The sequence below is a fragment of the Ornithinibacillus proteolyticus genome (genome assembly GCF_039581225.1).
GTDB lineage: Bacteria > Bacillota > Bacilli > Bacillales > Amphibacillaceae > Ornithinibacillus > Ornithinibacillus massiliensis.
On sequence record NZ_JBCPXV010000006.1, the window covers coordinates 24114 to 49555 of the forward strand.

The window sequence follows — 25442 nt, forward strand, 5'->3', positions numbered from 1 at the left end:
TCACCCCTATCATCAAATGTTCGCAAGTTTAATGTTTTGCTCAATACGGCGTAATTTACCACTGATTGTTCCATCATAAATCGTATTACCCATACGGATTTTAACGCCACCAACCAAGTGTGGGTCTACTACGTTTTCAAGCTTGACCACTGATTTGTTTAAACGTTTGGCAAATGAGTTTTCAAGCTCCGTTTTTTCCGCATCCGATAACTCACGAACAGAATATACTTTTCCTTGCGCAACTCCGCTAGCTTCGTTAACAAGCGATTCGTACGTATCCACAACGTCAGAAATTCCACTTAATCGATGACGTTCAACAAGAAGCTTTAATGTATTTAGTACATCTTTAGAAACTCCTTTGAACACTTCATCTAAGAAGGCACGCTTTTTATCATTTGTAACACGTGGATGTGCTAAGAATGCTTGTAATTCCCTGTTCTCATTGAATACTTGTCTTACAACACGCAACTCTTCTAACACTTCATTAAGTGTTGCTTTTTCGCTTGCGAGTTGGAAAAGAGCATCTGCATAACGTTTGGCAACTACTGCTTCACTCATCGCTCTTCTCCTACCTCTTTAATGTATTCGTTGATCAACTTCTCTTGATCTTGTGCACTTAATTCTTTCTCAATTACTTTACTTGCAATAAGAACAGATAAGGACGCAACTTGATCTTGAAGTGCTTGTAGTGCTTTTTCTTTTTCGTTTTGAATTTCTTCTTGTGCTGCTTTTTTGATGCGTTCTGCTTCTTGGCGAGCAGACTCGATAATATCTTGTTCCTGCTTCACACCTGCATTTTTAGCATCTTCTATCATTTTTTGAGCTTCTAATTTTGTTTGTTTTAATTGTTCATTAGCTTCTTTTGCTGCTTTCTCAGCCTCTAAACGACTTTGTTCTGCAGCTTCGATTTCATTAGCTACATATTCTTCACGCTTTTTCATCATATTCATTACTGGTCCCCATGCGAACTTGCGCACTAAGAAAAGTAAGATGGCGAAGAAGAATAATTGATATAACATGTCACCAACATGGAATCCCCAAATTACACCTGAAGCGTATATAGTGAATGCTTGCACTGAATTCACTCCTTTCAACCTGATTCAACAATCATCATTAATTGTTCATGTAGTTTCTGAGTAAAAACAACGGCGAAGTTATATTGGACAATCTTCGCCATTTTAATAGATATATGAATTAGTTACCCATTACCATTAATGCGATAACTACTGCGATGATAGGCATAGCCTCTACTAGACCTACACCGATGAACATTGTAGTTTGAAGTTGACCTTTAAGTTCAGGTTGACGAGCGATCCCTTCAACTGTACGACTTACGATTAAACCGTTACCAATACCTGCACCAAGTGCTGCTAAACCTACTGCTACTGCTGCTGCTAAAGCTCCCATAATATAAAATCCTCCTTAAAATGTATAAATAAATTTTTAATAATTTCCGGTTTTAACAGATTACTATTAAAACTGGTTAATTAATGAGATTAATGTTCTTCACTTACTTTATGTGAGATGTATACCATTGCAAGCATTGTGAAGATGAATGCTTGGATACCTCCGATAAATATAGAGAATCCTTGCCATGCTAAGAACGGAATTGCTCCACCGACAAATCCTAAGAAGCCAGAAGAGACTAAACCTACTAATAAGGCAAGTAATACTTCCCCTGCATATAAATTACCGAATAGACGCAAACCTAATGTTAATGTGTTTGAAAACTCTTCAATAATTTTAATCGGGAATAGTGGCCACATTGGTTGAAAATATGATTTCACATATTCTTTACCACCACGAAGTTTGATTCCATAGAAATGAGATAAAACAATCACCATTGCTGCTAGAGTTAGGGTAATACCAGGATCTGCTGTTGGTGATTTCCACCAAACATTATGATCATAAACTCCATTTGTAATAACACCCAACATATTTCCAACTAATATATAAGAAAATAGAGTTAATGCTAATGGTAAAAACAGCTTACCCGTTTTCCAATTCATAGTGTCATTTACGATTCCTTTAACGAAATCAAGAATCCACTCCATGACATTCTGAGCACCAGTTGGTTTCATTTGTAACTTCCTAGCACCTAGAACAGAAAGGATAAACACAATTAAGGATGTTACAGTAATCATAAATATGTTAGACAAATTGAAAGAAAGCCAGCTAATTCCAAAGACGTCGTGTACTATCGGCGCTCCGTGATCCATACTTATTCACCCCTCTTTCAAGCGCTGTTTTTATTTTTGTTCATAATAAAATCTATCATAATGACCAAATAAGAAGTCATTAATCCAATTATTACTGCAATCATATTGAAGTATTCCTCATAGCGAAGTGCTATAATGACTGCTAACGCAGCTGCGGCAAACCTTGAAATTGTACCTAATCCTCGTGTCTTCTGTTTTTTTGCTACCGCTTCCGTAAATTCAATTGTTTTCTTTTGTAAAAGATATAGATTGTAGAAACTGATGGCACTTCCTAAAAGTAGCCCGAGGAAAATACGTAAATAAGGAGTAAAGCCTGCCCCAAGTACGAGTATTGCTAGAAGGTAAAACATCCACTTCCGTTGACGGGCATATTGTATTTCAATGTTGGTCATTCCCTACTCTTCTCCCGCTCCGTGAATTTGTTTACAGTCAGAATCATTCCATAGATTCCTGCTGCTAATCCTACTAAAAGGCAAATTATTGTGAAAATTGGTTTTGTAGATAGTAGTTTATCAGCTTCTATGCCTAGGAATATTCCGAGAAGTGTTCCACCCGCTAAATTAGCAGAAACCGCACTTACTAATATAATTGCTAGGTGTGGGTTTTTCCCCATTTTGTCCACTCCTAATCTAGAGTTTTATTTAGGGGAGTCATTTTGGAGAGATTTTTATCAAGATTTCCTATGTAAGCAAAAAAAATTATACCGTCAAGATACCTTGATGAAAACCTTATCATTCCACACTAAGTCAGTTTACCTTAGCATGCCTTCCTTTGTCAATTGGTTTCCTAGTATTTTTGACATTTTTCACACATTCCAATTTTTGTATTTCGTGATGATGATTCGGAAGGTTATGAATGGTTCATTTAACACTTTCATTATATCGGAAATAACTAGTGTAATTCGTGACATTTTTGTGAATTTGATAGACATTTTTTAAAGATTTTCATTAGTTTTACGATGTTACAATCTGAGAATATAAAGAAAGCATATAATCGCTCCGAAAATAGACTGATACTATCTGGTATACCGCCGCACACCGATAAGGGTAAAGCCTATTTCCGAAGCTAATAAGAAAGTGATTTATCGTTCCAATCCTAGTAACATAATTGCTATGGACTGATATACAGCTCTGTTTCATAGCTTTCGAACCTACCGTCTTCCAATTGCACAGTGATGACTGCTAGATAACTACCTGCTTGACCGATATCTCTCAGTTCTAAATATCCTTCGTTCATGCCAATTTGTGTTTCTTCTAAACGAAGTAGTGTTCGGTCATAGAGTAATGTTTGCGGGTCATAGAGTTCTACTTCTACATATCGTGTATCCTCTGTTAAATAAAGGCGATAAACAAATTCATTCTTCGAAAAAGGCTTGAGGGTAAATTCAAATCCCGATGCTTTTGGATAATCTGCTGTTTCATTGATAAACAAATATGGCAGATGATAGGTCTCCCCTTCTGAATCTAATTCTATCCACCCTTGATGAATTCCTTTTTCAAGCTGTGGAGAAGTAATACTTACTTCGACAGGAACCTCCATCTTTTCTCCCGCTTCGACGCTAAACGTCATTGGTAGCTCCCAACTTAATCCCTTTTGTTTCTTCGGTATATGAAAAGTATAGGTCTGTTCTTGATTAGATGTATTTTCGATAGTTAGATTTATTGTTTGTGTTTTGCGATATTCATTAATTTTTCCAAAGGCTAAGGATGGGTTATACATAATGGTTGGTGTTTCAATGGCTCGCTTCGGATCAACTAGTCCCATACCTTGCCCTATCGGTTCAATTGGGTTACCTGCTTCCTCCTCCATGCGAACTGCTGTTGTTTTTAAAGCACCAAAAATTTGTTCATTGGTCCATGTTGGCTTTGCTTCTTTCATTAGGGCAATGACACCCGCAACATGCGGCGCCGCCATACTCGTTCCTTGAAGTGGCATATAACCACCTGGAACAGTGCTCACAATATTCGTTCCTGGTGCTAATATGTCTGGCTTCAATTCCCAATTGACTGTCACTGGACCTCTAGAGCTAAACGGAGCAATTCCACTTGGGACTTCTTCATATACCGTGTCGATATAGGGATGGCTCTCTTTCTTCGCGAATTCCTGTAACCATTCCCCATCTTCCTTGGATACAGACACAACTGGGATTTGAATTTGCTCGTTAGGACCTGTGATTGCACCTTGAAAATTACCTTCTTCATTGTTAAAAATAATGACCGCAATTGCCCCTTTCTCCTCCGCTTCCTTCGCTAATTCATAAAAAGGGATTTCCCCACGTTGGATTAAGGCAATTTTTCCATTCAGACTAGCTTCATCCGCTAAGCCAATTTCATAATCCAAGGAGAGGTCCCATGGATTGGATCCCATCATAAGGGTCATGGGTACTTTTTTCCCAGAAAGAGGGTCATATAGTATTGGTGCGGTATGTGCATTAGCGAATGCTCCAACTGCGAGTGCATTGGATGCCGTGGCAGGGGCGCCTACTGTCCAATTATCTGGCCCACTATTTCCATTGGCAATCACAACGGCTACTCCTAAATCGGCAGCGCGATTTACTGCGATACTTGTCGGATAATCTGGTCCGTTCACAGAATTACCAAGGGAAAGATTAATGATATCGACACCATCCTCCACCGCCTGCTCCATTGCTGCAATCACTTGTACCGAGGTACCACTTCCTCCTGGTCCGAGTGCGCGATAGGCTCGAATCTCTGCATTCGGTGCAACCCCTTGAAGGCTTCCATTTGCCGCAATAATGCCAGCTACATGACTGCCGTGATTCGTAGGGATCCCTTCTGATTCTAATGTTTCCATCGGATCATCATCCAAATCTACTACATCATATCCACCCGAATAATTTTCCTGTAAATCTGGGTGATGATAATCAATCCCCGTATCGACAACCCCTACCGTAATTCCTTTTCCTGTGTAATTCGTGTTGTTCAATTCAGAAGGAAGCACCATATCCGGGCTATCTTTCTCTATCTCCTCAAAGGGAATAATAGGTTCTAATGTTTGGGTTGTTTCATAGGTTTGGACAGAATGAACCGCTTTAACAAAATCCAAAGTTCCCATCTTCTCAAGCTGATCTGGAGAACCTTGTAACGCCAATCCATTAAACAGTCTTTCATAGGTCGCAATAACCGTTATAAAAGGGTGATATGTTTCTAAGTATTGTTTGTGTTCAGATGGATTTCCTTCTACTTCAATGATAACCGATTGCAAATTATCTTCTGCCAACGATGTACTAGCCATAACCAAAAGTGAGCTACAAAGCAATATTGCTAGTAGTAAAGAGCGCACGTAATCCCTCCTTATGCTTAGCATTTGTAGAAATAAGGGGTTTGATACATAAAAAAAGAGACCACCAAATGGGTCTCTGAATTGGATTATTGATTAAAATAGTCGACTATCGCATCTGCTATTCGGCGGGATGCTTCCCCATCTCCATACGGATTAGAGGCTTTAGCCATTTTATCATGCGCTTCCTGGTCAGAAAGTAGTTCATCTGCTAACTGGAAGATTGTCTCTTCATCCGTTCCAGCAAGCTTTAACGTTCCTGCCTCGATACCTTCTGGACGTTCTGTCGTGTCACGTAATACTAGCACGGGTACACCTAAGGAAGGTGCTTCCTCTTGAACACCACCTGAGTCTGTCAGAATTAAATGTGCTCGAGCAGCAAAGTTATGGAAATCTACTACGTCTAATGGTTCAATTAATTGAATGCGGTCATCATTTCCTAAAATATCATGAGCCGTTTGGCGAACGACTGGATTTAAATGAACCGGATACACTACTTGAATATCTTGATGTTTTTCTACTAAACGCTTAATTGCGCGGAACATTTGCTGCATATTAGTTCCTTGATTCTCCCTACGGTGAGCAGTCATTAATACTAATCGCTTCCCGTTTAAATCATCAAGAATGGAATTATGATACGCTTCATCTACTGTTGTTTTTAACGCGTCTATTGCTGTATTCCCTGTAACTACAATCCGTTCTGCTGGTTTATTTTCATTTAATAGATTTTGCTTCGATTTTTCTGTCGGAGCAAAATGCAAATCAGCCATAACCCCTGTTAACTGGCGATTCATCTCCTCAGGATATGGAGAATATTTATTCCACGTACGAAGTCCTGCTTCCACATGACCAACTGCAATTTGATTATATAAAGCGGCAAGCGATGCTGCAAAAGTCGTACTTGTATCACCATGAACTAGCACCATATCTGGCTTTGTTTTTTTCATTACTTCATCTAAGCCTTCTAGTGCACGGGTTGTAATCTGAGCAAGTGTCTGCCCTTGCTTCATAATGTTTAAATCAAAGTCTGGCGTAATGTTAAAAATCTCCAACACTTGATCCAGCATTTCTCGATGCTGAGCTGTTACCGTAACAATCGGCTCAAACTCATCTGAACGCTTTTTCAACTCTAGAACAAGCGGAGCCATTTTAATCGCTTCTGGCCTTGTCCCAAAAATCGTCATTACTTTAAGGCGTTTTGGCATCTATACCACTCCATCATGTTGGTTTATTATTTTGTACCAAACAAACGGTCACCAGCATCGCCTAGACCAGGTACGATATATGCATGATCATCTAGCTTTTCATCCAAGGCTGCTAAATAAATATCAACATCCGGGTGTGCTTTCTTCACTACTTCTACACCCTCAGGAGCTGCGATTAAGCACATCAGGCGAATATTTTTAGCGCCACGCTTTTTAAGAGATTCGATTGCATCATTTGCCGATCCCCCAGTTGCAAGCATCGGATCAATCACAATAAGCTCACGTTCTTCAATATCAGAAGGTAATTTTATGTAATATTCAACTGGCTTTAATGTTTCCGGATCACGGTATAATCCAACATGACCAACCTTTGCAGCAGGAATTAACTTTAGCATTCCGTCCACCATTCCTAAACCTGCACGAAGAATTGGAACAAGGCCAATTTTCTTACCAGCTAACACTTTTGTTTTCATAGTTGTAACTGGTGTCTCGATCGTGGTCTCTTCTAGTGGTAAATCACGGGTGATTTCAAATGCCATTAGCATAGCAACCTCATCCACTAATTCACGAAATTCCTTTGTTCCAGTATTCCTATCACGGATAAACGATAATTTATGTTGGATCAACGGATGATCTAAAACATGTACATTTCCCATTTTGACGACCACTCCTTTAGTTTAATAACATCTTTAAAATTGTACTGAAAAATAACTAGTTATTCAAGGTTAAGGTTGAAATTGTTAATAAGATGTCATGGAGACTGGGGTTTGATTATGGTTGTGTAGAGTATATGTGAATGATTTTCATTTGTTTGGGATCCTTAGTTCAGTTTATGGGACCGGTTTGCTTTTGGTTGTGACCTTTATTTCAGTGCATGGGACCAATTTCCTTTTGCTTGTGACCTTTATTGCAGAACTTGCGACCAATTTCCTTTTGCTTGTGACCGTTATTCCATCACATGCGACCGATTCCTCCTTACTTGTGCCCTATTCTCCACCACATGTGACCGATTCCTCCTTACTTGTGCCCTATTCTCCATCACATGCGACCGATTTCTCTTTACTTGTGCCCTTTACTCCATCACATGTGACCAATTCTTCCCTGCTTGTGCCCTTTACTCCATCACATACGACCATTCCATCCCTGCTTGTGCCCTATTCTCCATCACATGCGACCGATTTCTCCTTACTTGTGCCCTTTATTCCATCACATGCGACCAATTCTTCCCTGCTTGTGCTCTTTACTCCATCACATGCGACCGATTCTTCCTCACTTGTGGCCTACACTACACCACATCCACCCAATCTTAAGACCAATCTCACACCACATACAACCAGCTATAATTTCCCACCAAAAAAGAGGACACCAAAAGGTATCCCCTCCACACTTATACATATAATGGTGATTTTTCTGTTAACGCTAGTACGCGATCTGCAGCTTCTTTTAGCACTGCTGTGTCCTCGTGACTTTTTAATGTCATGGAAATAATGGCAGCAATTTCACGCATTTCTGCTTCTTTAAAGCCGCGGGTCGTTACTGCTGGTGTTCCAATACGAATACCACTTGTAACAAATGGGCTTTCTGTATCAAAAGGAATCGTGTTTTTGTTTACGGTAATTCCAATTTCATCTAAAACATGTTCTGCAACCTTGCCAGTAATACCAAGTGGTGTTACATCTAGTAACAATAAATGATTATCCGTGCCACCTGAAACGACACGAATTCCTTCTTCAACCAATGCTTCACCAAGTGCTTTTGCATTGGCGATGATTTGCTGGCAATATACTTTAAAGTCATCGGATAGAGCTTCCTTGAATGCTGTAGCTTTTGCCGCGATGATGTGCATTAATGGACCGCCCTGCATGCCAGGGAAGACCGCTTTATCGATTTTCTTTGCAAATTCTGCTTTACAAAGGATCATACCACCACGTGGTCCACGTAATGTCTTATGTGTCGTTGTCGTAACAAAATCAGCAAATGGTACTGGATTTGGGTGTAAGCCTGCTGCGACTAGACCTGCAATATGTGCCATGTCTACCATTAAATATGCGCCTACTTCATCAGCGATTTCACGGAACTTCGCGAAATCGATTGTGCGAGAATATGCACTAGCACCAGCTACAATTAATTTTGGTTTTACTTCTTTTGCTTTTTCCAGTACTGCATCATAATTAAGCTGTTCTGTGTCTTGATCCACACCATAATCAACAAAATTATACAATGTACCACTGAAGTTTACAGGGCTACCATGGGTTAGGTGCCCACCATGGTTTAGATTCATACCAAGAACTGTATCGCCAGGCTCTAGCACGGAAAAATAAACAGCCATATTCGCTTGTGCACCTGAATGCGGTTGTACATTAGCATGGTCTGCACCAAATAGTTCTTTGGCGCGGTCACGAGCAAGGTTTTCCACTACATCAACATGCTCACAGCCACCATAATAACGTTTGTCCGGATAGCCTTCCGCATATTTATTGGTCAAAACAGAACCCATTGCCTCCATAACTGCTTCAGATACAAAGTTTTCCGATGCAATTAGCTCAATTTTCGTTTGTTGACGCTTTTTCTCTGCTTCCATTGCTTCAAATAATTCAATATCTGTCTGCTTTAAATGTTCCATTGGTAAAATCCTCCCTGTTTTGTCTGTATCTAAGTAAACGTATTACGATCTATACGTCATATACTGCCCGCATACCACCTATTAATTTTGGACGCGTTTTTGCCATGGTCACTCTTGCTTTCCCAATATAGCGTTGATTTAATCGCACAGGGACAGCTACATGCTTCAGATGCATGCCAATCAATGTTTCCCCGATATCAATACCCGCATGTGCTTGAATATGTTCTACCACTACCGGATGTTCCATATTTTGATAAGCATAAGCAGCCATCGAGCCTCCTGCTTTCGGAACCGGAACGACAGAGACTTCTTCTAATTGGTACTGGTCAGCGGTTTCCTGTTCGACAACAATGGCACGATTGAGATGCTCACAGCACTGAAACGCTAGCTGCACACCTTTTATCCTCTTTAATTTATTCAACGTGGAAAATATCGAGGCGGCAATTTCCTCACTACCAGCAGTACCAATAGTTTCTCCCGCAATCTCACTAGTAGAACAACCAACAATGAATATGCTGTCCTTTTTCAAGTAATCTACCTGTTGAAGCTCGTGCAAAATCTCCTCTAAATCTGCTTGAATATTCATATGCTCACCTAGCCTATACGAAGCAGACGAAGCTCTTCACTTCGCCTCCAACTCTTAAAGATTTTTATCCTCGTATTCTTTAAGCTTGTTAAGACGATTCTCGTGGCGTCCACCTTCAAAGTCTGTTTCTAACCAAGCTTTTGCGATTTCTCTAGCAAGACCTGGTCCAAGTACACGCTCCCCTAAAGCAATCATATTCGAATCATTATGCATACGAGTTAACTTAGCACTATAAACATCAGAAAGTAATGCACAACGAATTCCCTTCACCTTATTTGCAGCAATTGACATGCCAATACCTGTTCCACACACTAAAATCCCGCGGTCAAACTCTCCATTCGCAACACGCTCGGCTGCTGGTAAAGCATAGTCTGGATAATCTACAGAGGTTTCACAAGAACAGCCTGTATCCTCATATTCAATACCCATCTCTTCCAGTAAGCTTTTTACTTCATTACGAATTGTCATTCCGGCATGGTCACCTGAGATAATTACCTTCATTTTATTAGCTCCTTTTCTAGTTGTGATTAGTTGACGTTAAACTTTTGAATTTGCTTGTTTAATCCATTGGCCTGTTGTTCTAAATCATGTACTAAGCTATCTACCTTGCCTATGGATGCTGCTTGTTCATGTATCGATGCATTCACTTCTTCCGCACCGGCTGAGGTTTCTTCCGCAATAGCTGCCACCTCTTGCGATTGAGATGCTGTCGCTTGAATAGACGCTAATTGCTGGTTAACAATCGTTAAAATTACTTCAATTTCACCTGCTACTTCTTCAACAGAACCAGACATTTGCTCAATAGCTGCATTCGTCGTTACACCGCTATCTGCTTCTTTCATTGCTAGCTGTACATTTTCATTAATCTTCTTCACTACTCGACTAACATCATCTTGAATTGCTTCAATCAATTCAGAAATACGTTGAACTGCTTGTGCGCTTTGGTCAGCAAGCTTGCGGATTTCTTCTGCTACTACCGCAAAGCCTTTCCCATGCTCACCCGCTCTTGCCGCTTCGATGGATGCATTAAGCGCAAGTAAATTCGTTTGCTCTGCAATTTCTCCAACCATGGTAATAATTGACTCGACCTGAAGAGCATTCTCTTTTAAGTGGTCTACATCCTTTAACGAAAGCTCCTGGTCCTTTGCAAGCTTTTGAATTCCATCTACTAATTGATTAACAACCTTTTTACTGTTATTCAATGTTTCCAACATCGTATTGGATTTTTCTTTCGATTGGCCAGCTTTTTCCTGAACTTTTTCTGCTAAGGCTGTTGCTTCTTCTACTGCTTCAACAGTTTGTTGAATAGCCTCTGAGGAGTTCTCTGCTCCTTTTGAAATATCTTCTACAGATGCACTAATTTGTTCAGAATGCTGGGATACTAAACTAGAAGCTTCCCGCAATTGCACAACCGATTGATTAGTATTGTTGAAATGAACATCTATATTATGCACAATTTCTTTTAAATTTGTTACCATCGCGGCAAAAGAAGTACTTAACTCGCGAATTTCATCATCAGAAGATGGAATCTCCACTTCCTGATTAAGATTCCCATTTGCAACCTCGGACGCTACTTCAGCCAGTCGGTTTAAAGGCTTCGTAATCAATCGGGCTGCAAAATAGGCCAATATTCCAGACCAAATTATCCCTAGAGAAAGAATGAGAAACGTATACACTTCCATCGATACTTGCCAAAACTCCGTTACATAATCATAGAGAAAATAAAGGAAAAAGGCACTAGTGGAGTAGGTAATCATCGCTAGAATTGTTGTAAATAATACTAGCTTTAACCTTAACCCAAAGCGATATTTTTTGTTCATCTTGTTATCCCCCAGCTTTTTTTACTTTTTATATTTTTTTAATTAATAACGTAATATAGTCCTCTAATTCGTCTAATGTTTTCTGATAGGTGCTTATATCGCCTCCGAATGGATCGGAAATATCATAATTAATTAGACTACTCTCCAACTGATTAATTTTTTCTATCTCTGGGTGTAAGTGTTCTTCAAGCTTTTCCTCCAGCTGGTCGTTTTTAAGCTTATGCTGATATTGTTGAATAATTTGGGAACGCTTTAGTTCATAATCGGCATATAGCGATTTTAGTTCTTCCCATACTTTTTTATCGGAATCAGATACGAATTCCTTCAAGGTATAATACTTGTCCTGAAAATTGGGAAATTGCATCATTAATGACTGCTTATGTCCGGTCGTCATTGTTAAAACGACATCCGCCCAATGAAGAATTTTTTCTTCCACAGGTTGTGACTGGTGATCTAATGTAATTCCCTTCTCCTCCAGTACCTTTATGGTATGATGAGAGGCACGTTGATTCTTCGCAGCAAAAATCCCGGCAGATTTCACTTCTATATTTGGCATTTTCTCTTTTAATAAAGCTTCTGCCATTGGGCTGCGACAAGTATTACCTGTACAGACAAATAAAATCTTCATGAAGAATCCTCCAATTCCAGGCAAAATCATATTTCTAACTAAAATATACCATAGAATAAAGTGAGTTGACAGAAAAACAACAAATGAATATTTTGAATTACGAACCCATCAATTATAGTACTTTTTACCTAGTTACAAATCAGTAAATTGTCAAAAAATGATAAAAATTTGTGGAAATTATAATCCATAAGTATTACTATTAACATAATAAACTTAATACCTAAGTAACTAATTTAGCAATGAACATAAACTAAATACCAATTATCACCACATAACCTTTGTCATTTCTTTATACAATATAGAGTAGTCTCATTTAGGTATTATCCTTTGGGAGGGGTTTTATTTATGAAGAAAGCTGAAACTGCAAGCGTAGGGGATACAGTACTTTTCGATCGAAGAAACGGGCAGTATGAGGGAAAAGTATTTCAAGTAAGAGAAAATAGCGTTTTAGTAGAATTATCAAAGGATGCTGCAAAGGTTTTAGGTTATGAAATGCCTAACACTGTTGTGAGGCATGGTAGATATAGTATTATTTCGTAAAGTTAGCTAATAAAAATGATTGCCCCTTAAGTTACTAACTTGGGGGCAATTATGGTTTGAATTAAAAAATAATGAAGAGACCGAATCCACAAAGGATGCTCCCTCCTACTATTTCACTATACACTCCCAAAAACCCGTGCACTTTTCTTCCAATCAACATTCCAGCCCAGGTAAGGAACATACTTGCAGCACCAAAAGATAGAATAATAAGTACCGTTTTTGCCCCTGATAATCCTAGCCCTAGTCCAACAGAAAAACTGTCCATACTAACACTTAGTGCAAAGATAATTAATCCAATTCCAGTTGTTTGAATCACTTTGTTTACTTCATGGTTAAAGGCGGAGAATAACATATGGGCTCCAATTCCAAATAGTAAAAGACCACCTGCTAATGTAGTCCATCCACCAGCTTTAGTAGAAATCAACGTACCAGCTATGATGCCTAAAGAAGGCATAATCATATGAAATAATCCAATTACAATACCGATTAAGGCAATCCGCTTCAGTCGAATCTTCTGCATTCCCAAGCCAAGGCTTACAGAAAAGGCATCCATTCCAATTGCTAAAGACATAATGAATATTGATAATAGTTCACCCATGAAATATCCCCCTTGGACATGCTTTTACACTATATGCTTTTCCAAAGGGGAATATGATTCACCGAGTAAGGTTGAAGAATTTAAAACCTATTATAGCAATTACTGATACTAAATAACCCTAGCTTTCCATTATAGGTTATATGTGAAACGTCCAAGAAAATGGAAAAAAAAAAAATGTATCTAAAAAACCGAATGATGCGCAAAGACCACGCTCCGGAAATATACTTGCGGTCACTTCCAGCACAGGGGCGACATCTGCTCGATAAAACCATCGCAGTGTCTACCTTGTACTTTATCACAGCATAAGGGCGACATCTGCTCGAAAAAACCTCGCAGTGTCTACTTTACCGCCGGGCGGCTGGTGAGCCTCCTGTGCTACTTCTTTAGGGGTCTCACCGATGCCTATCATCCCGCAGGAGTCTTTGAGTTACTTCCCAGCCTCTTCACTACTAATATAACGACTAGCTGCTTTTCGCAATCGATTCATAATTGCTTGGCCTATGCCATATTCAGGATATGTGTCACATAAAATAATATCCACATCCTCTTGTCTAAACTTCCTCAAACCATCATACAGATTCGCTGCGACATCCTCGAGCGTTTCACCAAGTGATATTTTCTGATCTACATGTAATGATTTCAATGTGACACTACTTGCTAAGATGCCAACTCGTTTTCCTTCTGCTATGAGCTCGTCATATACCTGCTGTACTCTGTCACTTCCACCTTCAATTAACCATAAAGGTACTTCGGGTGCATAATGTTGATATTTCATTCCAGGGGCTTTCGGTACATGTCCCTCTTCCTTATTCAACATGGCAGGGTCTACTAACACCTTATCCACAACTTCTTCTAATTCTTCCTTAGAAATTCCACCTGGACGAAGAATGATGGGAATATCTTGTGTACAATCGATAACCGTCGATTCTACACCAACACCAGTCGGACCACCATCAACAACACCAGCAATTTTCCCATACAGGTCTTCCCATACATGGTCAGCTGCTGTAGGGCTTGGCTTCCCAGAAATATTAGCACTAGGTGCAGCAATTGGGATATTGCATTCTTTTAATAGAGCAATGGACACTGGATGACTCGGAATCCTTACGCCCACTGTTTCTAAGCCAGCTGTAACATTATCTGCACAAGTACCGTTACTAGGTAACACATACGTGATTGGACCTGGCGAGAAATTATCAATTAGTCTATTCACATAGTCTGGTACATCCTTCACTAACAGAAGTAGCTGCTCTTTCGTAGCAACATGTGCAATCAGTGGATTATCCTGTGGACGACCTTTCGCTTGGAATATATTCGCAACTGCCTTTTCATTCGTGGCATCTGCTCCTAATCCATAAACCGTCTCGGTTGGAAAAGCAACTGTACTTCCTGCTTTTAGTAATTTTGCTGCTTCTTTTATCATTTCTTCTTTATTATTCCCGTTCACTAGATTCCAACGTTTTGTATCTATCATGAAAACTACCTCTTTTCCTTCCCTCATTTTATCTAAACAAGGAAGGTTTCGCAAAGCATTATGTTATCCACAAAGAAAGAAGAAAAACCCGCAGTTTATCCACAGGTTTTTTAAAGCAAATGTTTATTTAAACGCTTTATTCCTACATTATCCACATACCATCCACCGTTTTTTTATTTATCGACAGTTTTTTCACAACTTGTGCACAGGTTCATGTGGATTATGTGTATAAATTGAAAATTCTTTCTAGTATGGATACGCTGCTAGTAAGATGATGTATCAAGAAACTTCGTAAGCCCACCAGTTCCCTTGCTTATTCTTCATAGGCTGTACATTCAATGCCTCTTTTTGAGGATGGAATTGTAAGGAACCAAGCAATATATCCACAACCGGCTGGTGACTAAATACATATACCTTCTTCGCTTCCTTTGATTTCGCTAAAACAATAATAGTTTCTAGTAAGACTGGCAGTTTCTGCGCTTCTTCTTGGGCAATATATAGCTGCTTCAACCAAAACACACCGTCCTCTACAGAGGCTAGCTCAAAGCATCCCTTAATCTCACCAGCAAACTCTACTACATAGCCTTCTTTTAATAGACTGTCTTTATTCACTTGATCTGTTGTACTAAAAAATTGATTCATCTTCTCTTTCGGTACATCACGCGCAATTCTTATTTTCATTCCTACACCCCTATTTTGATAGAAATTTTTTAAAAGCGATCTGCCAAATAACACATAGGAAGCTTGTTGCTTCAAACAATATTTACTAGAATCTCGCATTTCTATCATTTTATGCATGTTTTGGGTGCTCTATGACAATCCTAACCATTCTAATAGAAAAAATTTAATCTGTAATCCACTGTCTTGCTCTTCCTCATCCTCAAATCCTCCATCACTCGCCTGTGCAACACTAATTCCATTAGCAAAATCTAAAAAGCATAACGGCGGGAATAGTACACACCACCAATTAGAGCCCTCGCCTTCTCCAAGAGTAATTAATATTGCTTCATATTCCCCGGCAGGATAGAGATAATTTCCATATATTTTCATTGGAAAACCGACACTATCATTATATTCCACATCAAAGTCACGATTTTCGCCCTCTTCTGCTAGCGTTTGCTTCACGATTTCGCTAATCTCTGGAATCCTGTTTTCTAACAATGACCTTGCTTCGTCAATATCATCGATTTCAGCCACCCATTCCGTAATGGCAGCATTAACTTTATCTCGAACAATACGCTTAATTTGTTGATCTGCCTCATTATCACTGTTAGCCAATATCCGTAAGCGAATCGCATCATCCGGTATTACCTGGTAATCATCAGTCTTATGTTCATTCCCCTGACCATAGACCGGTAGAGAAAGTGCAATCAAAATAATTACAATAACGATAAATGCTAATTTTTTCATCAAAATCCGTCCCCCACAATTTGATTTAGTCACAGTATGGACAGAAGAAGATGTATTTAAACTAGTAATCTAGTATTTTTTTATTCAACAGTATAGAAAGAAACATCATATAAAGCTAAAACGCAATACATGGACTAGATACCTATAGACTAGAGAGGGATTTAAAGAGGAGGAATTACTATCCACAATAGAAAAAGCAACTCTTTCTAATGCAAGAGGTCCAGCTATAACCTGTTGGTGATGTAATGACACTCATTTATGGTCGGGATGATATTCCTTGCATGATGTAGCCTAACAGGTAGGACAAAGCGAAAAAAGTTAAAAACCGAATGATGCACATATCCAGCGTGGACAATGCCATATTTCATTCGGTTTATCGTTCTTTCCTCTATTCAACTAAAGATTTTTTGCTGAAACAATTCGGTCCTTGCCATTTATATCCTTCCTAACCGTTACACTACTTTCAGGAAATGTTTGCTGAAGCAAATCTTGAACTGCCTTCCCTTGTAAATGACCGATTTCAAAGGCAATACTTCCACCGGAAAGAATAGCGGCTGGCAGCTGAGATATTATTTTTTTATATGCAAAAAGCCCATTATCTTCTGCAAACAATGCTATCTCAGGATCATAATTAACTACGGTATCTGAAAGCTCAGACCGCTCTTCCTCGGCAATATATGGTGGGTTCGAAACGATGATATCAGCACGTAAGCCCTGTTTTACAAAAGGATCTAAAAAATCGCCTTGTAAAAATGTAACATTAGCCGCTAGATCTTCTGCGTTCTTCTTAGCCATTCCTAATGCATCTGGTGAAATATCGATTGCATACACGTCAGCATTCGGTAATTCCAGGGCTAGTGTAATCGCAATAACCCCGCTACCCGTTCCAACATCAACAATGGTAATCGGTTTGTCCTTCGGTGCATGCTCCATTACATGGAGAACTAGCTCCTCCGTTTCCGGACGTGGAATTAATACATTTTCATTTACGGAGTATTTTCTTCCATAGAACATCTCATACCCCATTAAATGTTGGATTGGAATCCCAGTTTCGGCATGCTTCACCACATCAGCACGAAACTTCTCTATAATATGCTGTGGGATGTCTTCACGCATTTGCGCAAAATATTGCGCCCTTGACACATTCAAATGGTGTTGAAGTAACAGCTCAGCTACTCGTGTTTCCCGATTGTTTTTCTCTAAAAAAAGAGAAGCCCACTCTAGGACTTCGTATTGTTTTTGTGCCATGTTATTCACCAATTTGTTCTAACTTTTTCGTTTGTTCTTCCATAATTAAGGCATCGATGACTTCATCAAGCTTCCCTTCTAAAATCTGGTCAAGCTTTTGAATGGTAAGTCCAATGCGGTGGTCTGTTACACGGTTTTGCGGGAAGTTATAGGTACGAATACGCTCTGAACGATCCCCAGTACCGACAGCCGATTTACGGTTTTCATCAATCTCTGCCTGTGCTTCTTGTTGAAACTTATCATATACACGTGCACGAAGAATCTTCATCGCTTTTTCTTTGTTTTTAATTTGCGATTTTTCATCCTGCATGGATACGACTATTCCAGTTGGTAAGTGGGTTAGGCGAACAGCAGACATGGTTGTGTTAACACTCTGTCCACCAGGTCCACTAGAGGCGAATGTATCAACACGAATATCCTTTTCGTGAATTTCCACTTCTACTTCTTCTGCTTCCGGAAGTACTGCCACAGTAGCTGTTGACGTATGGATACGACCGCCTGATTCTGTTTCCGGAACACGCTGTACACGATGTGCACCGTTTTCATACTTCAGTTTAGAATACGCGCCATTACCTTTAACCATGAAAATAATTTCCTTGTAACCACCGACCCCTGTCGTATGGGCCTCCATTACCTCGGTTTTCCAGCCTTGAGTCTCTACAAAGCGGCTATACATGCGGTAAAGATCACCAGCAAATAATGCTGCTTCATCCCCACCAGCAGCACCACGAATTTCCACGAACACGTCCTTATCATCGTTCGGATCCTTCGGCAGAAGAAGAATTTTCATTCGATCCTCTAATTCTTCCTTCGATTCGGTTAGTTCAGCAATTTCTGACTTTACCATCACTTGCATTTCGCTATCCAGGTCATCCTCTAGCATTTCCTTTGCGTCCTTTAGTTGTTCGGTTACATCTTTATATTCACGGTAGGCCTGTACAACATCTTCTAGTCCAGCCTGTTCCTTCGAATAATCACGTAACTTTTTCGTATCGCTAATTACTTCTGGGTCACTTAATAATTCATTTAATTTATTATAACGATCTTCCAATGTTTGCAAACGATCTATCATCACGGTCACCTCACTCAGATTAACAGTATAATTATAGTATACGGAGCCCTCTAGGTCAAAATTCTTCCGGCATTATCACCTGGAACAAGCAGATAAAGATCCTCACGATAAGACAGGAACACTACATCCTATGGAGGGGAATACGAAAAAACCCGAGCTAATTCAACTCCGTATGAGAGAATTTAGTTCGAGTTTATTAAACAGAGAGGAATGGTTAACCATCTTTTCCGTTAGGAATAGAAAAGCAAATAGGAGCTTTTCTAAAGGTTAACGCTGCTTTACTTCCCTACATTCATCAATTTCCGCATTTCAGAGCTCATCGGACGGTTTGGTACATCATGGTGGTGACGGCATCTTGGTTCATAGGATTCTGATGCACCAACCAGTATGATTGGGTCATTATAGGAAGCTGGTTGTCCATTAATTAAGCGTTGTGTACGACTTGCAGGAGATCCACAAATTGGGCAGATTGCATTTAGCTTCGTAACCGATTCAGCTAAGGCCATTAAGACAGGCATAGGGCCGAATGGTTCACCGCGAAAATCTCGATCTAAGCCAGCAGCGATGACACGAATGCCTTGGTCTGCTAGTTGTTCTGCAACATCAATAATACCATCATCGAAGAATTGTGCTTCATCTATTCCAACTATTTCAATGCCGTCTTGGATATTTTCTAGTATATCTTTAGAAGTATCCACTGGAGTTGCCGTTACCGAATTTCCGTTATGAGATACAACGGCTACATCATCGTAACGATTATCAATTGCGGGTTTAAACACTTGTACCTTTTGGTTCGCATAGGTTGCTCTTCTTACTCGTCGAATTAATTCTTCGGATTTACCTGAAAACATGCTGCCACAGATTACTTCTAGCCAGCCACTTTGCTTCATAACATACATGCTTCTTGGATCTCCCTTCATTCTTCTATGTTCATGCTTATCATCTGTGAATTTATTTAAGTAAAAACGTATTAATTTATCGTTTAAAATACTTCATTTTATTATGCAGGTGGTAAGAGCTTTTATACGTTCCTATCTATTAAGAAAAAAGTAGGACGTCCAAAGCTAGACCGCTCTCGAGTTTGTACTTGTCTTATCTTTTAAATAAAAAACAGGCAAAGCATAATTGATTTGCCTGTTTCTACCAGAATGATTAATCTCATCCAACTGTGTATTACTTAGTCTCACTACTACATGTAGTGATAACTAATCTTATTTCATATTATATTTCTTCTTGAAGCGATCTACACGTCCACCAACTGTATCAGCTTTCTGCTTACCAGTATAGAAAGGATGTGATTCAGAGCTAATCTCCACACGAATCAATGGGTATGTGTTACCATCTTCCCACTCAATTGTTTCGTCTGAATGCTTTGTTGAACCGCTTAAGAATTTGAAGTCTGAGCTAGTATCTAAAAATACTACTTTTCTGTACTCAGGATGAATTCCTTCTTTCATGTCTTTCACTCCTTCTGCCCTGAATCCTTTGGAAACAGAGTTATTTTAAGAGCCACAATTAGGTATAAACCTTTTCTAAACTCACTAAAAAATTATAACAATCTGCGTGACTATTTGCAAGTAGCTATTGTTATATTTCATAGAGAAAAAAGCGATAAAGCCCTCTAATTATCTTCCAGAACGTTTACGCTGCATTTCTTCTTCTAGCTTTTGTAAAAATTCTTGGTTACCTTCTGATGCTTTTAGTTTTCTTAGGAAGCGTTCCAGAAAATCAGGCGAATCTTGCATTGTTTTACGAATTGCCCACATTTTGTCAAGCTGTTGTTTGTCTACTAACAACTCTTCTTTCCGTGTACCGGAACGTAAAATATCGATAGCTGGGAATATTCTACGATTTGCCAGGTTACGATCTAGATGTAATTCCATATTACCAGTACCTTTAAACTCTTCATAAATAACATCGTCCATACGAGAACCCGTATCTACTAGTGCTGTCGCAAGAATCGTGAAGCTTCCACCTTCTTCAATATTACGCGCAGCTCCAAAGAAACGTTTTGGTCGGTGGAATGCCGCAGGATCAATACCACCTGATAGTGTACGACCACTTGGTGGGATAACGAGGTTATATGCACGTGCTAAGCGCGTAATACTATCCATTAGGACAATGACATCACGCTTATGCTCTACTAAGCGCATCGCACGCTCTAATACAAGTTCAGATACTTTAATATGATTTTCAGGTACTTCGTCAAAGGTAGAGCTTACCACATCCACATCCGGGTGTACCGAGCGTTCGATATCGGTTACTTCCTCAGGACGTTCATCAACTAATAAGATAATCAGTTTGGCTTCTGGATGATTTACCGAAATACTATTTGCAATTTCCTTTAATAGCATCGTTTTACCAGCCTTTGGAGGGGCAACAATTAATCCACGTTGACCAAATCCAACCGGTGCCATTAAATCCATAATTCTAGTGGAAAGCTTGTTCGATTTTGTTTCAAGCTTCATTAAACGGTCCGGGTAAAGTGCTGTTAAGGCCGGGAAGTGGACACGTTCTTTAGACGAATCAGGATCTTCCCCATTTACCGCGTCTACATGTAGTAACCCATAGTAACGTTCGTTTTCTTTTGGAGGACGAACCTTACCAGATACTTTATCACCATTTCGCAAGTCAAAACGACGGATTTGAGAGGCAGAAATATAAATATCTTCTGCACTTGGCGAATAATTAATTGGTCGTAAGAAACCGAATCCTTCTGAAGGAATAATCTCTAAAACGCCATCCATAAATAGAAATCCATCTTTTTCTGCTTGTGCTTTTAAAATTGCAAAGATAAGTTCTTTTTTCGTTAGTTTCGCATAGTAAGATACTTTATATTCTCTTGCTAATGCATAAATTTCTTTTAACGTTAGTTCTTGAAGTTTACTTAGTGTTAATTCAGCCATATTCACCACGCCTATTCATATACATTTTACTATTTTGATAGAAACATCACTGGTTATGTACATACATATACAAAAACAGCAAAGAATCTTTGATACCGGAGTATTTTAATTTGATAAGACTTATCTGATTAGTATTAAATGAATTATTGCTTCCTGATGTGAAATCTTAATTTAGAAGGGAAGAATAGTTAGAAGCTAGAATAGAAGTTTTCGGCTTCTCTAGTAGTAGAGAAGGCGATAGATTAATTTTTCTTATATTTTGTATATTAACCAAACAATACTTATCTTAAACATTTACAATGTTAACCGTTTTAAAAGGATTATTCAATACTTTTTTTCATTTGGAAAATGAGTTTCTAGTGTAGGGTAGAGTAAACCAATATAAACTGGTTATAAGTGGAATGGTATCCTTTGCTTTCCTAAGTAGATAGACTGGAAAACATCGACACAAGAGCCGATGTTTTCCATGTATATGAGTATTATTCCGGTTTCATTACTAAATTGGGTTTTTTTCTTAAACTATGCTCTCCATCAATAAAACGAACTGTTCCGCTTTTCGCTCGCATTACAACGGTTTGTGTCTTAGCTTTGGTCCCCTTGAACTGGACTCCCTTTAATAGCTCACCATCGGTTACGCCGGTTGCTGCAAAGATAGCATCATCTCCACCACAAAAGTCATCCATATAAAAGACTTTATCGATATCGGTAATGCCCATTTTATGGCATCTAGCAATTTCCTCATCATTCTGTGGTACAAGCTGTCCTTGCATTTCACCACCTAAGCATTTCAAGGCCATGGCAGCGATAACACCTTCAGGGGCACCACCTGTTCCCATAAATAAATCAATTCCGGTTTCATCGAATGCTGTATTAATTGCAGCTGCAACATCACCATCTTGAATTAGTCTAATTCTCGCTCCTGCTTCCCGAATTTCTTCGATTATCTGCTGATGGCGAGGACGATCTAATAAGATGACTACAAGGTCTTCTACCTCTTTATTTTTAGCTTTCGCCACTGCTTTTAAGTTATCAATAGTTGGTGCATTAATATTAACTTTGCCCACCGCTTCAGGTCCAACGGCAATTTTTTTCATATACATGTCTGGTGCATGGAGAACTTTACCATGGTCGCCAATTGCGATAACGGTAAGGGCGTTGGTTGTACCTTTAGCAACAATATTCGTCCCTTCTAACGGGTCAACCGCAATGTCTACTAATGGTCCAGTACCAGTGCCTAATTTCTCTCCTATGTATAGCATTGGGGCCTCGTCCATTTCGCCTTCTCCAATTACTACTGTACCTCGCATCGGTATGGTGTCAAATACGTCTCGCATTGCTGTAGTTGCTGCATCATCTGCTTCTTCCTTTTTTCCTCTTCCCATCCATCGGGCTGAGGCAAGTGCTGCTGCTTCTGTAACACGTACGATTTCCATTGTTAGACTTCTTTCCATGATTTCCATCTCCTTTAAATAAATAGCCTCATCCCAAAAAGGTTTATTTATTTAAATGTATCGGTAAAAAATGGTAAGCCTGCGATTCAAATACGTTGTTTTTAAGCGACGATAGGTGAGCCTCCTGACAAGCGAATAGCGGAGTTCACCCTCACCTCTGTGTACGCTAGCTTTATAGCAGTTGATAAGATTTCATTATGATTTGCGATAGACCTAAGAGTTTTGAAATTGGATGATTTCTTCTTCAGACAAGTCTTCTCGCCAAACATTTGCACCGAGATTGTTTAGCTTTTGAGTCATGTTTTCATAGCCTCGGTCTATATGTTCTAATCCAGTGATTTCGGTAATACCCTTAGCCATTAAGCCTGCTATGACTAAAGCGGCACCTGCCCGGAGATCGCTTGCTTTTACTCGTGCGCCTTCTAGTTGGACTGGTCCAGTGACAATAACAGAGCCACCTTCTACCTTGACAACGGCATTCATTCTTCTCAACTCATCTACATGTTTAAGTCTCGCCGAATATATCGTGTCTGTTACAACACCAGTATTATGGGCCTTAGTCAGCAGACTAGTAAAAGGCTGCTGTAGGTCAGTTGGAAAACCAGGGTATACTAATGTTTTAATATCCACGCTTTTTAGTGGGTTCCTTGATGCGATGTATAGTTGGTCGTCTGAGTCTTCTACGGTAATACCCATTTCGCGTAGTTTCGCTAGCAATGATTCTAAATGCTGCGGAATTACATTATCAATGATTACTTCGTTACCAGCGGCTGCAGCTGCAATAGCATAGGTACCTGCTTCGATTCGGTCAGGTATAATGGTATGTCTACATCCATGTAAGGATGGTACTCCTTCGATGCGAATAACATCTGTACCAACACCCTTAATTTTGGCACCCATATTGGTTAGTAAGGTTGCTACGTCAATAATTTCTGGTTCTTTAGCTGCATTCTCAATAACGGTTTTACCCTTTGCTCGAACTGCAGCAAGCATAATATTAATTGTCGCACCTACACTAACGACATCTAAATAAATTCTTGCACCTGTTAGCTCTTTAGCTCGTAGGTATATAGCACCTTGTTCGTTCGTCACTTCAGCACCTAATGCTTCAAAGCCTTTAATATGTTGGTCAATCGGACGTGGGCCTAAAAAACAACCACCCGGTAAGCCGATTACTGCTTTACCGAACTTACCAAGCATCGCCCCCATAAAATAGTAGGAAGCACGAAGCTTCTTTACTTTCCCATTTGGCAATGGCATCGAGATCATGTTTTCCGGATTTATATGTACCGTTTGTCCATCCCAGCTTACATTACCGCCGATTTCTTCTAACAAATCACTAAGTGTATACACATCCGAAATTTCAGGCAAGCCTTCAATCGTAACTTGTGAATCCGCCAAAATCGCTGCCGGTAAGAGTGCTACCGCGCTGTTTTTCGCGCCACTGATGCGAACCTTTCCATTTAAGACATGACCGCCCTCAACTATCATTTTTTGCATGTTTTAACCCCGCTTTTGAGGTGAGAATGTAACTTGTACATCCTCCACTTATTTAAATAGTATTCCAGTTATTTTTTCCACTTTTACTTTATTTAAAACAAAAAGCGAATATACTGGTTATTTTAAAAATAGTTTAACCTTGAGAATTTATTCTAATAATTATTGATTTGCTTTATTCCAATCTGCAATAAATCTTTCAATTCCTTGATCTGTTAATGGGTGTTTAACAAGCTGACTTAATACATTATAAGGAACTGTCGCAATATGAGCTCCGTTAAGTGCTGCATCTGTTACGTGTAGTGGATGTCTGATACTCGCTGCAATAATCTCAGTTTCAATGCCATGACGATCAAAAATATCGGCAATCGTTGCGATTAATTCCATCCCATTATGACCAATATCATCAAGACGACCTAGGAACGGTGATACATAGGTTGCACCTGCTCTAGCAGCAAGTAGTGCTTGGTTTGGATTAAAGATAAGTGTTACATTCGTTTTAATCCCTTTATCACTGAAAGCTTTTACTGCTTTTAAACCTTCTAAAGTCATAGGTACTTTAATCGTAATGTTTGGTGCAATAGCAGCAAGCTCTAATCCTTCTTTAATCATACCCTCTGCATCTTCTGACATTACCTCTGCACTAACTGATCCAACAGAAACTTCTGAAGTAATTTCACGTAGACGATCATGGAAGGATACGCCTTCTTTTGCTACTAAGCTTGGGTTAGTTGTAACTCCCGCTAAAATCCCTAACTCATTTGCAGAACGAATTTCCTCAATGTTTGCAGTATCAATAAAAAACTTCATCTTGTTGCCTCCCCAATATTAATTTATTCCTTTTGTTATAGGAATAGCCCTAACT

Annotated in this window: 27 protein-coding genes; 1 reads left to right on the forward strand and 26 read right to left on the reverse strand. The window is 39.4% G+C overall.

From position 1 onward, the window contains the following. Window positions 1-12: 12 nt before the first annotated feature. From AAIB49_RS04635 to AAIB49_RS04700, 14 genes are all read right to left on the reverse strand, one after another. Window positions 13-558, reverse strand: a complete 546-nt coding sequence (locus AAIB49_RS04635; RefSeq protein ID WP_343457343.1) for a F0F1 ATP synthase subunit delta — start codon at window positions 556-558, stop codon at window positions 13-15. After that, complete coding sequence (gene atpF / locus AAIB49_RS04640) at window positions 555-1076, reverse strand: F0F1 ATP synthase subunit B (protein WP_339213146.1); 522 nt, start codon at window positions 1074-1076, stop codon at window positions 555-557. The genes AAIB49_RS04635 and atpF overlap by 4 nt, the downstream gene beginning before the upstream one ends. 118 nt (window positions 1077-1194) lie before the next feature. Further along, the gene (atpE, locus tag AAIB49_RS04645) at window positions 1195-1407 is read right to left on the reverse strand and encodes a F0F1 ATP synthase subunit C (protein WP_186868331.1); all 213 of its coding nucleotides are present in this window, start codon (window positions 1405-1407) and stop codon (window positions 1195-1197) included. A gap of 89 nt (window positions 1408-1496) precedes the next feature. Next, a complete protein-coding gene (atpB, locus tag AAIB49_RS04650) occupies window positions 1497-2219 on the reverse strand; it encodes a F0F1 ATP synthase subunit A (protein ID WP_339213144.1) in 723 nt (240 codons plus the stop codon). 17 nt (window positions 2220-2236) lie between these two features. Next, window positions 2237-2611 (reverse strand): ATP synthase subunit I, encoded by a 375-nt coding sequence (locus AAIB49_RS04655; RefSeq protein WP_339213143.1) that lies wholly within the window; start codon window positions 2609-2611, stop codon window positions 2237-2239. After that, window positions 2608-2832 carry an AtpZ/AtpI family protein gene (locus AAIB49_RS04660; RefSeq protein WP_343457344.1) on the reverse strand — a complete coding sequence of 75 codons (225 nt, stop codon included), beginning with the start codon at window positions 2830-2832 and terminating at the stop codon, window positions 2608-2610. Before AAIB49_RS04660 ends, AAIB49_RS04655 begins: the two co-directional genes overlap by 4 nt. A gap of 497 nt (window positions 2833-3329) precedes the next feature. Beyond that, the gene (locus tag AAIB49_RS04665; RefSeq protein WP_343457345.1) at window positions 3330-5522 is read right to left on the reverse strand and encodes a S8 family serine peptidase; all 2193 of its coding nucleotides are present in this window, start codon (window positions 5520-5522) and stop codon (window positions 3330-3332) included. A gap of 86 nt (window positions 5523-5608) precedes the next feature. Then, the gene (gene wecB / locus AAIB49_RS04670; RefSeq protein ID WP_343457346.1) at window positions 5609-6724 is read right to left on the reverse strand and encodes a non-hydrolyzing UDP-N-acetylglucosamine 2-epimerase; all 1116 of its coding nucleotides are present in this window, start codon (window positions 6722-6724) and stop codon (window positions 5609-5611) included. Between the two features lie 26 nt (window positions 6725-6750). After that, window positions 6751-7380 carry a uracil phosphoribosyltransferase gene (gene upp, locus AAIB49_RS04675; protein ID WP_339213135.1) on the reverse strand — a complete coding sequence of 210 codons (630 nt, stop codon included), beginning with the start codon at window positions 7378-7380 and terminating at the stop codon, window positions 6751-6753. Window positions 7381-8111: 731 nt separating this feature from the next. Continuing rightward, window positions 8112-9347 carry a serine hydroxymethyltransferase gene (locus AAIB49_RS04680; protein ID WP_343457347.1) on the reverse strand — a complete coding sequence of 412 codons (1236 nt, stop codon included), beginning with the start codon at window positions 9345-9347 and terminating at the stop codon, window positions 8112-8114. A 49-nt stretch (window positions 9348-9396) separates the two neighbouring features. Further along, entirely contained in the window at window positions 9397-9933 is a 537-nt protein-coding gene (locus AAIB49_RS04685) for a TIGR01440 family protein (protein ID WP_343457348.1), read from the reverse strand. Window positions 9934-9987: 54 nt separating this feature from the next. After that, on the reverse strand, window positions 9988-10434 hold the full coding sequence (rpiB, locus tag AAIB49_RS04690; RefSeq protein ID WP_186868323.1) for a ribose 5-phosphate isomerase B: 447 nt from the start codon (window positions 10432-10434) through the stop codon (window positions 9988-9990). Window positions 10435-10460: 26 nt separating this feature from the next. Further along, window positions 10461-11753, reverse strand: coding sequence for a methyl-accepting chemotaxis protein (locus AAIB49_RS04695; protein ID WP_343457349.1), 1293 nt, complete (start codon window positions 11751-11753; stop codon window positions 10461-10463). Between the two features lie 28 nt (window positions 11754-11781). Further along, complete coding sequence (locus tag AAIB49_RS04700; protein WP_343457350.1) at window positions 11782-12381, reverse strand: low molecular weight protein arginine phosphatase; 600 nt, start codon at window positions 12379-12381, stop codon at window positions 11782-11784. 345 nt (window positions 12382-12726) lie between these two features. Here AAIB49_RS04700 and AAIB49_RS04705 point away from each other — a divergent pair, with 345 nt between their 5' ends. Beyond that, on the forward strand, window positions 12727-12921 hold the full coding sequence (locus AAIB49_RS04705) for a DUF2187 family protein (RefSeq protein WP_186868320.1): 195 nt from the start codon (window positions 12727-12729) through the stop codon (window positions 12919-12921). 61 nt (window positions 12922-12982) lie between these two features. Here the strand turns inward: AAIB49_RS04705 and AAIB49_RS04710 are convergent, their stop codons facing one another. From AAIB49_RS04710 to fsa, 12 genes are all read right to left on the reverse strand, one after another. Then, window positions 12983-13519 carry a manganese efflux pump MntP gene (locus AAIB49_RS04710; protein ID WP_339213126.1) on the reverse strand — a complete coding sequence of 179 codons (537 nt, stop codon included), beginning with the start codon at window positions 13517-13519 and terminating at the stop codon, window positions 12983-12985. 427 nt (window positions 13520-13946) lie between these two features. Then, window positions 13947-14990 (reverse strand): L-threonylcarbamoyladenylate synthase, encoded by a 1044-nt coding sequence (locus tag AAIB49_RS04715; RefSeq protein WP_481857836.1) that lies wholly within the window; start codon window positions 14988-14990, stop codon window positions 13947-13949. A 282-nt stretch (window positions 14991-15272) separates the two neighbouring features. Beyond that, window positions 15273-15674 (reverse strand): GNAT family N-acetyltransferase, encoded by a 402-nt coding sequence (locus tag AAIB49_RS04720; protein WP_343457352.1) that lies wholly within the window; start codon window positions 15672-15674, stop codon window positions 15273-15275. Between the two features lie 129 nt (window positions 15675-15803). Further along, a complete protein-coding gene (spoIIR, locus tag AAIB49_RS04725; RefSeq protein WP_339213121.1) occupies window positions 15804-16403 on the reverse strand; it encodes a stage II sporulation protein R in 600 nt (199 codons plus the stop codon). A 396-nt stretch (window positions 16404-16799) separates the two neighbouring features. Beyond that, window positions 16800-17651 carry a peptide chain release factor N(5)-glutamine methyltransferase gene (prmC, locus tag AAIB49_RS04730; RefSeq protein ID WP_343457353.1) on the reverse strand — a complete coding sequence of 284 codons (852 nt, stop codon included), beginning with the start codon at window positions 17649-17651 and terminating at the stop codon, window positions 16800-16802. A gap of 1 nt (window position 17652) precedes the next feature. Further along, complete coding sequence (prfA, locus tag AAIB49_RS04735; RefSeq protein WP_339213117.1) at window positions 17653-18723, reverse strand: peptide chain release factor 1; 1071 nt, start codon at window positions 18721-18723, stop codon at window positions 17653-17655. A gap of 278 nt (window positions 18724-19001) precedes the next feature. Continuing rightward, window positions 19002-19622 carry a thymidine kinase gene (locus AAIB49_RS04740; protein ID WP_339213115.1) on the reverse strand — a complete coding sequence of 207 codons (621 nt, stop codon included), beginning with the start codon at window positions 19620-19622 and terminating at the stop codon, window positions 19002-19004. A gap of 312 nt (window positions 19623-19934) precedes the next feature. Further along, a complete protein-coding gene (locus AAIB49_RS04745) occupies window positions 19935-20180 on the reverse strand; it encodes a type B 50S ribosomal protein L31 (RefSeq protein WP_186868313.1) in 246 nt (81 codons plus the stop codon). 168 nt (window positions 20181-20348) lie between these two features. Beyond that, complete coding sequence (gene rho, locus AAIB49_RS04750) at window positions 20349-21629, reverse strand: transcription termination factor Rho (RefSeq protein ID WP_186868312.1); 1281 nt, start codon at window positions 21627-21629, stop codon at window positions 20349-20351. 479 nt (window positions 21630-22108) lie between these two features. Then, on the reverse strand, window positions 22109-23080 hold the full coding sequence (gene glpX, locus AAIB49_RS04755; protein ID WP_339213114.1) for a class II fructose-bisphosphatase: 972 nt from the start codon (window positions 23078-23080) through the stop codon (window positions 22109-22111). Window positions 23081-23293: 213 nt separating this feature from the next. After that, a complete protein-coding gene (locus tag AAIB49_RS04760; RefSeq protein WP_339213113.1) occupies window positions 23294-24580 on the reverse strand; it encodes a UDP-N-acetylglucosamine 1-carboxyvinyltransferase in 1287 nt (428 codons plus the stop codon). 159 nt (window positions 24581-24739) lie between these two features. Further along, on the reverse strand, window positions 24740-25387 hold the full coding sequence (gene fsa / locus AAIB49_RS04765; protein ID WP_339213112.1) for a fructose-6-phosphate aldolase: 648 nt from the start codon (window positions 25385-25387) through the stop codon (window positions 24740-24742). Between the last annotated feature and the right edge of the window lie 55 nt (window positions 25388-25442).

Coding starts and splice junctions, on each gene's coding strand:
- AAIB49_RS04635 (WP_343457343.1), bottom strand. CDS start 558: ATGAGTGAAGCAGTAGTTGCCAAACGTTATGCAGATGCTCTTTTCCAA.
- atpE (WP_186868331.1), bottom strand. CDS start 1,407: ATGGGAGCTTTAGCAGCAGCAGTAGCAGTAGGTTTAGCAGCACTTGGT.
- atpB (WP_339213144.1), bottom strand. CDS start 2,219: ATGGATCACGGAGCGCCGATAGTACACGACGTCTTTGGAATTAGCTGG.
- AAIB49_RS04655 (WP_339213143.1), bottom strand. CDS start 2,611: ATGACCAACATTGAAATACAATATGCCCGTCAACGGAAGTGGATGTTT.
- AAIB49_RS04660 (WP_343457344.1), bottom strand. CDS start 2,832: ATGGGGAAAAACCCACACCTAGCAATTATATTAGTAAGTGCGGTTTCT.
- wecB (WP_343457346.1), bottom strand. CDS start 6,724: ATGCCAAAACGCCTTAAAGTAATGACGATTTTTGGGACAAGGCCAGAA.
- upp (WP_339213135.1), bottom strand. CDS start 7,380: ATGGGAAATGTACATGTTTTAGATCATCCGTTGATCCAACATAAATTA.
- AAIB49_RS04680 (WP_343457347.1), bottom strand. CDS start 9,347: ATGGAACATTTAAAGCAGACAGATATTGAATTATTTGAAGCAATGGAA.
- AAIB49_RS04685 (WP_343457348.1), bottom strand. CDS start 9,933: ATGAATATTCAAGCAGATTTAGAGGAGATTTTGCACGAGCTTCAACAG.
- rpiB (WP_186868323.1), bottom strand. CDS start 10,434: ATGAAGGTAATTATCTCAGGTGACCATGCCGGAATGACAATTCGTAAT.
- AAIB49_RS04695 (WP_343457349.1), bottom strand. CDS start 11,753: ATGAACAAAAAATATCGCTTTGGGTTAAGGTTAAAGCTAGTATTATTT.
- AAIB49_RS04700 (WP_343457350.1), bottom strand. CDS start 12,381: ATGAAGATTTTATTTGTCTGTACAGGTAATACTTGTCGCAGCCCAATG.
- AAIB49_RS04705 (WP_186868320.1), top strand. CDS start 12,727: ATGAAGAAAGCTGAAACTGCAAGCGTAGGGGATACAGTACTTTTCGAT.
- AAIB49_RS04710 (WP_339213126.1), bottom strand. CDS start 13,519: ATGGGTGAACTATTATCAATATTCATTATGTCTTTAGCAATTGGAATG.
- AAIB49_RS04720 (WP_343457352.1), bottom strand. CDS start 15,674: ATGAAAATAAGAATTGCGCGTGATGTACCGAAAGAGAAGATGAATCAA.
- spoIIR (WP_339213121.1), bottom strand. CDS start 16,403: ATGAAAAAATTAGCATTTATCGTTATTGTAATTATTTTGATTGCACTT.
- prmC (WP_343457353.1), bottom strand. CDS start 17,651: ATGGCACAAAAACAATACGAAGTCCTAGAGTGGGCTTCTCTTTTTTTA.
- prfA (WP_339213117.1), bottom strand. CDS start 18,723: ATGATAGATCGTTTGCAAACATTGGAAGATCGTTATAATAAATTAAAT.
- AAIB49_RS04740 (WP_339213115.1), bottom strand. CDS start 19,622: ATGTATGTTATGAAGCAAAGTGGCTGGCTAGAAGTAATCTGTGGCAGC.
- AAIB49_RS04745 (WP_186868313.1), bottom strand. CDS start 20,180: ATGAAAGAAGGAATTCATCCTGAGTACAGAAAAGTAGTATTTTTAGAT.
- rho (WP_186868312.1), bottom strand. CDS start 21,629: ATGGCTGAATTAACACTAAGTAAACTTCAAGAACTAACGTTAAAAGAA.
- glpX (WP_339213114.1), bottom strand. CDS start 23,080: ATGGAAAGAAGTCTAACAATGGAAATCGTACGTGTTACAGAAGCAGCA.
- AAIB49_RS04760 (WP_339213113.1), bottom strand. CDS start 24,580: ATGCAAAAAATGATAGTTGAGGGCGGTCATGTCTTAAATGGAAAGGTT.
- fsa (WP_339213112.1), bottom strand. CDS start 25,387: ATGAAGTTTTTTATTGATACTGCAAACATTGAGGAAATTCGTTCTGCA.